The sequence below is a fragment of the Candidatus Jordarchaeum sp. genome, assembly GCF_052745115.1.
Map to the genome: position 1 here is coordinate 1 of NZ_JBRAKS010000092.1, position 12,284 is coordinate 12,284.

The 12,284-nt window shown below is 38.0% G+C and carries 9 protein-coding genes and 1 pseudogene; 8 read left to right on the forward strand and 2 right to left on the reverse strand.

The window, feature by feature from the left end; genetic code table 11:
• Nucleotides 1-168: 168 nt before the first annotated feature.
• Nucleotides 169-1,050, reverse strand: coding sequence for an alpha/beta fold hydrolase (locus ACUVXA_RS08420; RefSeq protein ID WP_445870808.1), 882 nt, complete (start codon nucleotides 1,048-1,050; stop codon nucleotides 169-171).
• Between the two features lie 294 nt (nucleotides 1,051-1,344).
• On the opposite strand from ACUVXA_RS08420, the gene ACUVXA_RS08425 reads away from it, so the two are divergent.
• The 8 genes from ACUVXA_RS08425 (at nucleotide 1,345) to ACUVXA_RS08460 (ending at nucleotide 10,768) form a co-directional block, all read left to right on the forward strand.
• Entirely contained in the window at nucleotides 1,345-2,004 is a 660-nt protein-coding gene (locus tag ACUVXA_RS08425; protein ID WP_445870809.1) for a hypothetical protein, read from the forward strand.
• A gap of 265 nt (nucleotides 2,005-2,269) precedes the next feature.
• Nucleotides 2,270-2,566 (forward strand): hypothetical protein, encoded by a 297-nt coding sequence (locus ACUVXA_RS08430; RefSeq protein WP_445870810.1) that lies wholly within the window; start codon nucleotides 2,270-2,272, stop codon nucleotides 2,564-2,566.
• A 318-nt stretch (nucleotides 2,567-2,884) separates the two neighbouring features.
• The gene (locus ACUVXA_RS08435) at nucleotides 2,885-3,067 is read left to right on the forward strand and encodes a hypothetical protein (protein ID WP_445870811.1); all 183 of its coding nucleotides are present in this window, start codon (nucleotides 2,885-2,887) and stop codon (nucleotides 3,065-3,067) included.
• Complete coding sequence (locus ACUVXA_RS08440) at nucleotides 3,064-4,200, forward strand: hypothetical protein (RefSeq protein ID WP_445870812.1); 1,137 nt, start codon at nucleotides 3,064-3,066, stop codon at nucleotides 4,198-4,200. Before ACUVXA_RS08435 ends, ACUVXA_RS08440 begins: the two co-directional genes overlap by 4 nt.
• A gap of 369 nt (nucleotides 4,201-4,569) precedes the next feature.
• Nucleotides 4,570-5,466: a helix-turn-helix transcriptional regulator gene (locus ACUVXA_RS08445; RefSeq protein ID WP_445870813.1), complete on the forward strand. Its 897-nt coding sequence runs from the start codon at nucleotides 4,570-4,572 to the stop codon at nucleotides 5,464-5,466.
• A gap of 325 nt (nucleotides 5,467-5,791) precedes the next feature.
• A complete protein-coding gene (locus tag ACUVXA_RS08450; RefSeq protein WP_445870814.1) occupies nucleotides 5,792-6,142 on the forward strand; it encodes a hypothetical protein in 351 nt (116 codons plus the stop codon).
• A gap of 29 nt (nucleotides 6,143-6,171) precedes the next feature.
• Complete coding sequence (locus tag ACUVXA_RS08455; protein WP_445870815.1) at nucleotides 6,172-10,317, forward strand: PAS domain S-box protein; 4,146 nt, start codon at nucleotides 6,172-6,174, stop codon at nucleotides 10,315-10,317.
• Between the two features lies 1 nt (nucleotide 10,318).
• Complete coding sequence (locus ACUVXA_RS08460) at nucleotides 10,319-10,768, forward strand: response regulator (RefSeq protein WP_445870816.1); 450 nt, start codon at nucleotides 10,319-10,321, stop codon at nucleotides 10,766-10,768.
• 114 nt (nucleotides 10,769-10,882) lie between these two features.
• On the opposite strand, the pseudogene ACUVXA_RS08465 reads toward ACUVXA_RS08460, so the two are convergent.
• A pseudogene (locus ACUVXA_RS08465) lies at nucleotides 10,883-12,226 on the reverse strand (RAD55 family ATPase); the annotation flags it as partial.
• Between the last annotated feature and the right edge of the window lie 58 nt (nucleotides 12,227-12,284).

Sequence of the window (12,284 nt, forward strand, 5' to 3'; positions counted from 1 at the left end):
ACTCGGAAAAGAAATTTAAAGAGGGGGGGTGACAAATGTCTATGATTTCTACACATTTTTAACTTTTATTCATTGAATTGTAAATTTCGCAATGAATAAGGAAAAATAGAATTAATACATTATTATTTTACTTATTTCTTGCACTTAGAAGGACTATAAATTGAAAATCTATCTTGTGTATTCGCTTAGAAATTCGAGCACATATTTGTTAACAAGTTCTGGTTCTTCCTGTTGTACCCAGTGTCCACAGTTGGGGATATATCTTATAGTGTAGGGGGCATTGACGTATTTCTCCGCTCCTTTGCTGACTTCGAGTGTAAGAGCTAAATCTTCCTCTCCCCAAATTACCAGTGTGGGACTGGTTATTTTTGGAAAGTTTAAATCAATATCTTCCATGAAAATTTCGGGTCTGATGTTTGCCCGGTAATAGTTTATGCCCGCAGTTAGTGCTCCAGGTTTGGACCAAGCCTCCACGAATTTCTCCAAGTCCTCTTCACTAAAAACTCCTTTCTTAAAAGTTGAATTACTAAGCATCAGCCTCATAGCAAGAAAATTATTTTTGCTAAAATAGTTTTCAGGAACTTTCTCAGTCTGGAAGAAGAAAACGTACCAACTCTTCTGGAGTTGTCTAGCATTATACTTTGCTTTCTCCTGCCAAACCTGAGGATGTGGCACGTTCATAATTATTAGTTTCTCGGTGGCTTCCGGGTGTATCATTGCAAATGACCAGGCCACGATGGCTCCCCAGTCATGACCCACAATTATTGCTTTCTCCTCTCCTAACGCTTTAATGAGACCCATAACGTCCTCAACCAGTAAGTTAAGTCTGTAATTTTTTACCCCCTCCGGTTTTTCACTCTCATTGTAGCCTCTCATGTCTGGTGCCACAACTTTAAAATACTTCGCCATAACGGGTATCTGATGCCTCCAAGAATACCAGAACTCTGGAAAACCATGCAACAATATCATTAGTTTCCCCTGCCCTTGAGTAACACAATGAAGGCGAACCCCATTTGTTTTAATAAACTCATGTTCCCATGATTCGATCATATAAGGACAACCTCCAATATTTCTTACAATTTAATTAAAGAAGGAAATCTGTCTCCATTTCCCTCTACTGTAGACTGTTTAAGTTTTGTGCATGTCTTTTACCGATTTTAAGCATTAACAAACATGTTAAAAAGTATATCTACAATCCAGGTTTACTCTTATTACTCTTATTCTCATAAATAAATTATTTTTAATAACTTCCATTTAACAAGACTTTTAAAAACTAAAACACATTTTGAAAACATGAAACATATGAGGGAAGTAATCAAGGAGATTACGGTTAAACAGGGGGGATTGTTCTCAAAGGAACTTGGAATAAATCTGCAAGAGAAGAGTTCAGATGAAATATTCAAATGGTTCGTAGCCTCACTACTATTCGGAGCGCGAATATCAGAAACAATAGCCAAAAACACCTACCGGGAATTTGAAAAAGATGATCTTCTATCAGCTGAAAAAATTCTGAAAAGAGGTTGGCATGGAATGGTATTCACTCTAGACAAGGGGGGATATGTGAGGTATGATTACAAAACCGCAGATAAATTTCTGGAAGTTATGGAGAATCTAAAAAAGAAATACAATGGAGACCTGAATATCCTGCACGAAAAATCAAGCGACTCTCAAGATCTCGAACAAAAATTGAAGAACCTTGGAAAGGGAATAGGCGACGTTACAGTAAATATTTTCCTAAGAGAACTCAGAGGCATATGGAGGAAAGCAAATCCTCCTCTACAAGATCTAACCGTTAATTCTGCCAAAAATCTAGGATTAATCAAGAAAGTAGATAAAAAGTCAAACCTTCAGGAACTTCTAAAAATCTGGGAACAAAAAAGATTAGAAGGATATAATTTCTCAAATTTTGAAACCGCTCTGCTCAGAATAGGTAAAAACTATTGCAGAAAACACAAATGCGAAATGTGCCCAGCAAAAAATTTCTGTATGCAAGTCCATTTTTGATTTTCATTAAACGAATAGAATACATTAGGACTACTCTTTATCTATATTATTTAACACTTTTTAGGTTATATTTTTTGATTCGATAATTCTTTTTCCTTTTTAAACAATTATAAACGGTTATAAACCTTCTTTTCATTTTTAATGGCTTTTTTAATGATATTTGGTACAGATTTTAAATAGTTTATAAAAAATTTTTAAATAATAACTAAACATAAATATAAACCAGGTGAAAAACTATGAATAATAAAAAGGAGGTTAGAGAAGAATGTCGTTGTTCGAAATAATAGGAATATCAGTGGCTATAGGAGCAATAACTGATGCACTTGAAAAAGTCGGCAACCCAGCCATAGGAGTTCTCAAAAATGTACTGGGACTATTGGAAGGCATAGGACAAGGCATAGGCAACTTCTTAGGAGGCATATTCGGAGGCATAGGACAACACTTGTCAGGACTACCAGTGCCAGATTGGCTATTAGGATTCCTCGGAGGAATCTGGGGAAATCTACCAGTTCCGCCAATACCGGGACCAGAAGCTCTTGCATTGCTCTTAGCGTTAATATAAAGGTATAGGAAGATATCGTAAAGACTGCAGTACGGTTCAAGCCACTTAATATGAGCATCTCTAATAGCCTGAGATCGCAGTTTATGTACACATTTAGAAGGAATGGGAGATTCCTCTCCCCCACCTCTTATTCCTTTTATCCAAGAATGGAGATACTAAAGAGACCAAACCTGTAACAACCTAGGAAGTGAATAGATGTGGCTCAGAAAAACCATGCTCCTGCTGCGTCTGTTTTTATGACACTTGTCGACGTTGGTAATGGAGCCATAAAAAAGGAAATAAAATTAAAAATAAAAAATTTAAAAAAGGTGAATCGTCTTGAATGAATCGACCTCTGAAGATTTGGAAATTGAATACCTTGAAGAATCATTGGCCGGACTTTACACTGAACTCGCTACTAATATGGAAGACATATTAATGAAATTATCTAGAATCTGGATGAATCTTTTATTAATGGAGAAAAGACTCGAAAAAATCGAAAAAGAGGTAGATAGAAAATGATTCGCCACTCGAGACTATTTACCATACTCTTTGCATTGGCTCTCCTATTCTTCATCACGATTACTCCACTACTCTCTACACCCAGTGTAGCAACTTTTAACGCTGGGAAATATAGTAATTCACAGATCAACGCATCATCATGGTTCCTCCCAGCCCAAGGAATACTCTATTCAAACAAAATCATGCTAAACCTGCTACCTGCCGATAATGGGAGCTTTTTGCCTTCCGGAATCTTTTCCTTCAGACAGGATCCTGCGAAAAGCGTCCAATTCGGAGTTTACTACACCCATCTAATTGAATTCAACGACACTAATCAAAACGGTATATTCGATATAGAAGACCATCTTATCAACACTACAGATTTAAACGATTTCATATGGTTCCACCCCAACATCGACTCCGCTTCTAGTGAAGTGGTCTTACTCCAAACCGGAACATCTAAATTCGTGCCCCCTATAATTATCAATTTCTGGCTGCATCTTTACTTCGTAAATAAAACTGTTCCAATTAGTCCGAGTTATCCTAAAATTAATTTTGGTGTACTCGGAGAATTCACGATTAAAACCTTTATTCAAATTGTTAATTATCAATGGGCACCTGAAGATGGAAATGGCGATTATGATTACAGGATGCTCGCTTTGAATATATCTCTTAGAAATGAGGGAAATGAGAAACATTTGTTCCAGCTCGCGAATGGAAGTATAATCGACAGTACTGAGCCTATGATTAATACGGAGCCTGTACCTTCTGTTGACGAATATGAAAGCTTAATTTCGCTCATAACACTTAATAATGTTACTCGCGGTGAACTCCGTTGGTTCAATAAGGCAATCACAGGAGATGAGTCTCCAACATTTCTGAATTCCTCTTTCATGACGAACGGGGCAGCCTTTAACCTTTATTTATCAGTGCCCTATTACGGAAACATTACTGGAAACACTATATTTTTGGATCCGTCTTTTTCAATGTATAATCCGCCTTCCGATAATATGCTGGAAATTCTTCAGTCTCTATTTCTGGTTTTGTACTATTATTCACCTGCAATAGGATTATCTCATCTTATTATTTTGGGAGTTTCGACTGTCGCGCTAATAATTGCTATAGTTTACTATCTGAGAAGAAAAAGAATTTAGTTTATTGTTTATTTTGTATTTTTATTATAATATACTTTTTTTAATTAAATACTGCGGATTTAAAGTATGCAGGAATAGTAAAACTTAAAGTAATCTAGAGATTAAAATTTAGACAAGCAATGTTTTCTCGATGGTGTTTTAATGTGTTCTAGTGTTTCTTCGCTAAAAATTCTAGCAGAAAGGAATCCTCATTTTAATATTAGCATACTTCTTTTAATCTTAATATTTGGGTTACTTTTTATTTATCTTGTAGCTCTCCCCTACGGTCAAGTTTCAAGTCGATCTTTTTACATTTCTTCTCTTAATAGTGGTTACTGCAATTCTCATCTACTGGTTGCTAAATCTCCTTCTTCCTTTGAGTATGTTGATGTGAGGTTTAATATTATTCTTTATGATAATGATACCGCTCATTTCTCATGCTTCTTTTCCGCAAACAATACAGGAACCACACCTATAGATGAATTAAATGTATCCTTCAGTTTAACTAATATTATGAATATCCAAGTATATAACGAAACGGGGCCGCTTTATCGCACGATAATTGAAACTTTGTCTACTAAAACCATTATTCGCCTGAACGTGTCTGAACTTAAACCGACTTTTTTGTATAATTTTACTGTTGGTTTTGACACTCCTCAAGTTATTTCACTTACTAGCAGTTTTGCCCAGTTTTATTATGCTCTCAGAGCAGATGTCAATATGGATAATATAACTTTTCAGGTGAAGCTTCCACCTGAGAGGTTTTTGTGCTCGGGTGTAGATCCTCTTTATCCTCCTAATAGTTTAAACTTTACAGATGGTTCCTCTCTAATTTTCCAATGGAATCTCGGATTGACCGAAGGCTATTCAGAACTCTTCGTGGTCCGATACCAACTATTGACTCCAACAACTGAATCCCCAATACTCTATCTTCCAATTTTTTACACTACTGCCTCGAGTCCTAATCCATTGTTCTTTGTAGCTATTTTTTTGGCGGGTCTCGGTGTTGGAATGTTTGTCTTCTATCTTTATCATAGAACTAGATTGGTTGAAACAGTGACCGATACTTCCCTCACTCTGCTGAACGAGGCGGAGATCGAGATTCTCCGAGCTATTGCTTCCTCTGAAAATAAGCGCATTACACAGAAAGAGATTCAGAAAGAAACAAATTATAGTAAAGCTAAGGTAAGCATCACTCTTTCAATACTGGAGAAAAAGGGTTTTATTAAAAGAGAGTCTAGGGGAAGAACAAAAATTGTTACTCTAATAAAGTATATACGTGTTTAATTCAATTCTCAAAAACTTGTTATTTTTTAATTACTTATTTTGTGTGCATTTAGCTCAAGTTTCAGATCTCTCCTATAATTGCTGGAAAAGCGGAAAGAGGCTTAATGCTTCCCTCTTTTGCTTTAAGCGTGGAACCTGAAGGAAAAGCGAATAGAAACCTACGTTTGGCAAAAAGGGGAATAATAATCCTTTTCCATTTTGCTCAGCTAAATGCACACCTTATTTTTAATAATTTCTAAACTTTCTTGTACTGTAAAAATGGGAAAGAAAATCTTATTTAAAAACCTGTTATATGTATAAAGTAAAGTGGTTAGGAAGATTAGAAATGGTTTTCGAAGACTCTTCAACTAACCCAATTGGGGAAAGTTTGGAAAATCTGATACTGGAAACAATGCATAGTGTACTAAAGCAGATTCTTGGAGAAGGGTCAGCAAAAATCATCGCTCTATGCGCAAATAGATACTACTCTTTAGGGGATAAAAGTCGTAATAGAATTGATTTTTTGGATGATGCTTTAAGGAAGATTATTAGCTTCTCTGCTTCTACAATTGAAAACTTGATACTTAAAAGATTATATTCTAAGCTGGAGTTACGATTTGAGGAGAAGGAAGGCTACGATTTTTTGGATTACATAAACGAGTTGAGGGGTATCCAATTTGAAAGGAAGAACTTCTAAGAATAGATTCTTTGGAGAAGTGAGCGGTTTTGAAAGAAGATTATACGGTTAAGAGTGAAATCTTGGAGCGCCGGTTGGAATTAGAAAAAACTATTTCAAAAATATTTTCCCGATTTGTTGGAGTGTTCAATATTGATGATGCCATTAACCACGCCCTTGCTGACATGGGATTTTTAAGTGGAGCTGATCGCGTCTACCTCTTTCTTTTCAGTAAGGATCAAAAAATTATGGACAATACCCATGAGTGGTGTGCTGAAGGAGTGACACCTCTGATTAATAATCTCCAGAACATCTCTTATGAAATGTATAGGTGGTGGATGAATAAACTTCGTAAAGGAGAGGTTATTCAAATCGATGATGTTTCAAAGCTGCCTGAAGAAGCAGAAGCTGAAAGAATAGCATTTGAGAGTCAAAACATCAAATCGGTTCTAGCATTTCCCATATATGTAGGGGGAGAACTCTCCGGGTATATAGGCTTTGATAATGTCACAAAAACTGGACAGTGGAATTATGATGATTTTGCACTTCTCCGCATATCTTCCGAGATTATTGGGCGAGCACTGGAGCGCAAACGTACTGAGGAAGAACTACGGGAGGGCTGGGAAAAATACCGGATTCTGTTCGAAGAATCCAACGATGCAATATTTATTGCAGATATTGAAACTGGAAGTATTTTAGATGCGAACAGAGCTGCGGAGAGACTACTGGGCATTTCCCAGAAGGAAATCATAGGCATGCACCAGGCGCAATTACATCCGCAAGGCAAGGTTCAATACTATCAAGAAAAATTCAGAAAATATATTGAAGCCGGACGTATAGTGGATTTTAATGCTGAGGTTATTAGAAGTGACGGCTCCATTGTCCCGGTTTCCATAAGTGCTAGCGTTATGATGTTTAAAGGCAGAAAAGTATTACAAGGAATCTTCAGAGATATAACTAATTTTAGACGGACAGAAGAGGAGTTACAGAAGTATGGGGAACAGTTGGAAGACCAAGTGCAGGAGAGTATCGCAGAACTGGTAAAAGCCAATAAGCAACTTCGGGTAGAAATCGCTGAGCGCAAGCGGGCGGAGAAAGCGTTGGAGGAGAGTGAGAAAAGATACAGAGAGTTGGTTGATTTATTGCCCCAAACTGTTTTTGAAACTGATGAAAAAGCTAATATTATATTTGCGAACCGTCGTGGATTTGACTCTTTTGGTTATACTCAAGAGGATTTTGATAAAGGCTTGAGTGCTCTTCAAATGTTAATAACCGAGGATCGAAAGAGAGCCAATGAGAATATTCTAAGGGTATTGAAGGGAGAACAGCTAGGTGTTAATGAGTATACGGCACTGAGAAAAGACGGTAGCACTTTCCCAGTTATTATACACTCCAGTCCCATTATGCGTGAGAACAAAACTGCGGGCTTAAGAGGAATTATTATAGATATCACAGAGCGTAAGCGGGCAGAAGAAGAGCTGCGGATGAGTGAGGAACGGTATCGCGGTCTCTTCGAGGATTCTCCGATCTCGCTCTGGGAGGAAGACTTCTCCAAAGTTAAGGCATACATTGACGATTTACGGGATTCAGGTGTCAAAGACTTTAAAATATATTTTGAGAATCACCCAAGTGCTGTTGCTCACTGCGCATCAATGGTGAAAGTGGTTGATATAAATAAATCTACCCTAGAGTTATATCAAGCCGGAAGTAAGGAAGAGCTTCTGAGTGCTCTAAAACAAATTTTCGGTAAAAAGTCATTGGATATGTTCAAAGAAGAACTGATGGCACTAGCCGAAGGTAAAACTATTTTTGAAAGTGAATCTACCATTAAAACGATGAGAGGAGAAAGAAAACATGTTCAATTGAAGTGGTCTATAGCTCCCGGCTACGAAAAAACATGGTCAAAAGTTTTTGTTTCGGTCATTGACATGACTGAGCGTAAACGGATGGAAGAGGCACTACGAGAGAGTGAAGAAAAATATCGCACTCTCATTGAAACATCTCCCGATCCCATTGTACTTACTGATATGAATAGTAAAATCTTAATGGTTAACCAGCAGGCTCTAAAGCTACATGGGTATGATACAGAGGAAGAGTTGGTTGGAAAAAATGGTTTTGATTTTATTGCACCTGAAGACCATCAACGTGCAATAGAGATTATGCGGCAGATCTTTGAAAAGGGCTATATGCGGAATGTCGAGTATAAATTGGTTAAAAAGGATGGCACCATTTTTTCTGCAGAAACAAGTGCTTCTTTAATATTGGATGCGCAAGGAAATCCTAAAGCCATAGTTGGTATGTCAAGGGACATTACCGAGCGTAAATCAATGGAGGAAGCCTTGAAAAAAACGGAGCATGAAAAAGCCTTAATCCTAGAGAGCATAGCTGAGCATGTTGTTTATCAAGATACGGAATGTAAAATTATATGGACAAATAGGGCTGCGGGGGAATCAGTGGGTTTGGCCCCCGATAAGTTAGTGGGACGCTATTGTTATGAGGTTTGGCAACAGCGTAGCGAACCCTGTGAAGGCTGCCCCATAGTGAAAACTTTTAAAACTGGTCGATCAGAAGAGGGAGAAATGACTACTCCCGACGGCAGAGTGTGGTTCATTCGAGCCTATCCTGCTAGAGACGAAAATGGAAACCTTATAGGCGCTGTTGAGGTCACATTGGAAATCACCGAGCGTAAGCGGGCGGAAGAGGCACTACGGGAATCGGAGGCCAAATATTCCGCCCTAGTTGAAAGTTCAAAGGATGGTATCGTAATACTCCAAGACGGCGTAATTAAATTCATTAACACCAGCTCCCTAGAACTTGTGGGTTACACCCCTGAAGTACTGATAGGGGCCAATTTCTTGGATTTTATTGCTCCGAATTACCGGGAACTTGTTCTTGAGAGATATACCGACCGAATGGTTGGGAAAGAAGTGCCGTCAATGTACGAGATCGAAATTCTGATGAAAGATGGTACAACTTTACCGGTTGAGCTGAACGCGGTGCGCATTAATTTTCAAGGCAAACCCGCGGATATGGCTTTTATCCGGAACATAACTGAGCGTAAAAGAATGGAGAAAGAATTGAAGGAATATGCAGAGCGTCTAGAGGAAATAGTGGAAGATAGAACCAGAGAGTTAAGGGAAAGCGAAGAGAAGTTTCGAACCATTTTGGCTTCGTCTCCAGATGCAATTACAGTAACTGACTTGTATGGAAATATGGTTGAATGCAACCAAGCAACTTTGGATGTTCACGGTTTCTCATCGAAGGAAGAAGTGATTGGTCAAAGTGCTTTTGAATATATTGCGGAAAAAGATAAAGAAAGAGCTGCTGAGAATTTAGTGAAAACATTAGAGGAAGGTTCATTGAAAAATGTTGAGTACACTCTCCGGACTAAAGATGGACGTGAATTTCCAGCAGAATTGTCTGCTAGTGTTATGCGAGATGCTTCGGGGAACCCCGTAGGTTTTGTAGGAATAACAAAAGATATAACTGAACGCAAGTTGATGGAGGAAGCTTTTCTTAGATCGGAGCGACTGGCTACTATAGGAGAAGTGGCAACGATGGTGGGGCATGACCTCCGCAACCCGTTGACAGGCATTGCGGGAGCCGTTTTCTACCTGAAAAAGAAATTGGGTTCAGAAATAGATGAGAAAACAAGGGAGATGCTGGAGCTTATTGAGAAAGACATTGATTATTCTAATAAAATCATAAATGACCTTCTAGAATACTCAAAAGAAGTACAACTAGAATTTACCGAGACCAATCCCCGAAAGATTCTGAATGATGCTTTAAGTTTGGTGGAAATTCCGGAAAAGATACGCTTGGTTAATTTAACTACGGAAGATGCGAGGCTAAAGGTTGATGTCCAGAAAATGGAAAGAGTATTTACCAATATCATTAAAAATTCGATTGACGCTATGCCTAGAGACGGTGAACTTAAGATAACGAGCAAGATAATAGACGGAAAGGTTAAAATTGTTTTCACTGATACTGGAGTAGGAATAAGAAAGGATATTATGGATAAGATTGGAACCCCTCTCTTTACCACCAAGGCGAAAGGGCTCGGGGTCGGCTTGGCTATTTGTAAACGCATCGTGGAGGCGCATGGAGGCTCCATTCTGGTAGAGAGTATGATTGGGAAAGGTACAACAATCACGGTAACCCTTCCAATTAAAACCAAAATAAAAGGAGGCCCGTAGTATGAGTGAACCTGTGAGAATTCTTATTGTTGATGATGATGAAAGTATAAGAAAAGTTTTAACCACCATTCTGGAAGAAGAAGGATACATGATTGACACTGCGGCTAACGGAAAAGAAGCAATCGAAAAATCAAACACCAACTTTTATAATCTCGCATTGATAGACATTCGACTCCCAGACATTGAAGGAATAAAACTCCTTACCTTAATGAAAGATACTGTACCCAAAATGGTTAAAATAATTATAACTGGGTATCCCACAATGCAAAACGCAATAGAAGCTGTAAACAAAGACGCGGACGGCTACTTACTCAAACCCTTAAATATGGAAAATCTTTTAAACACCATCAGAGCACATTTGAAAAAACAACAGGAAGACAAAAAATATAGTGAAGAAAAGGTTGCAGAATTCATTGAGTCAAGAGCCAGAGAACTAGGGCACTCCCCCTAATCATATTATGTACTATATTTTTTCTTACCTCAGACTTTAAACACCATTTCGATTGCTTTTTTTAAGATTATATAATAAATTTAAATAATTATTTAGTTTTCAAATTGTTTTGATTTATTCGATGCCTACTAGATCTACTCGATGGCTTCCGTTTTTCGTTCCTGTGACTATGGCATAGATTTTTGTTTTGGGAAATTCACCGTATAGTATTGGTGCTCCTATGTTATCCATTATGAAATGAGTTGAGGCTAGATGAATTAGGGTATCCATACATTTTACTCCGCGTTTTGCTAGAGCTAGACAGATTCCATTTAAAGAGCTTACTTCAAGAACCAGGGTTCCTAGCGCTCTACTAAAAGTCTCCTCTCCATAGATTCGCTCCATGGTGTCCACCCCTAGGAACCACAAAAAGGTTTCAGCACCTAGTTTTTTAGTGATTTCAGTTATCGATTTTCGATAGACCTCACTAAAATTCTCTATATTTGTTTTTGAAATACTAATTTCGTTTTCCCAAGTTTTTTCTATCGACTCCGTGGATTGTAAGAAATAAAGATATTTTCGTAGCATGGACATAGTGCTTTCGTTATTTCTTACTCCCATTATGGTTGTCACGTAATCTAGACTTAACTTGGTGGTAGCGGTTTGGGGAGGGGTTACAAACACAGGGAACCCGTTTTGAATAAAACTAGAGAATATAGGAAACACCAGGTAAATGTACTCTGTCCCCATAACACTTGTTCCTTCTATGAGGTTAAATGTCCCTTTTCTTAGTCCTCCATAAAGAATATTATTCATTTCTCTAATAGAGATGGGAATAAGCTCCCTCCTCGGTTTTAAATCTAATTTCTCACCTACGTATTTAATAGGTGGAAAGTGTTTCGCCTCAAAAGAGGTAAATCTGCTATCTTTAAGGGTGAAAAGATAAAATGGCTGTTCTATTCGTCCTCCGCGAATCTTTTCCAGATATATTTTTCTCACTAATCTTCCATTTATGATTTCTTTTTCTAGTCTTACTACTCCATCGGTTAGGTAATCCAGTTTCTTGCTTTCCTCGGTTTCTGTTATGAATAAAATATTTGTAGCTGTTTTTTCGCCAATTTCTAAAAGAATGCTTTCGAGAGTGGTGTCTGCCTCTGGGATTTTGAGATTTGTTTTAAGGGCGTCTAAACTATCAATGATAACCGTCACTGGGCGGCGTTGCGAAGTTTGAATTTTGGCGTTCAATGATTTTAAAAACTCAGGCTGATCAGTATACTCAAATAGTACATGCATAGGGGTGTCCGCGGCTAAGTGAGGTTGCTTAGCGTCCAGAATGTTCTGCTCTTTTAAGCAATCCCTTGCCCAAGGGAACTGAGTCAGAACCTTTTCAGGCGAGACTCTCGTAGAAAGGTAAAAAGCATTTCCACTTGAAGATAAATACTTAATTATCTCTAAAGCAAGAGAAGTCTTACCGGTTCCCGCAGAACCGTTGTCCGAAACTTACCCATTTAGGACACCGCCTAAATGGTGTTCGGTT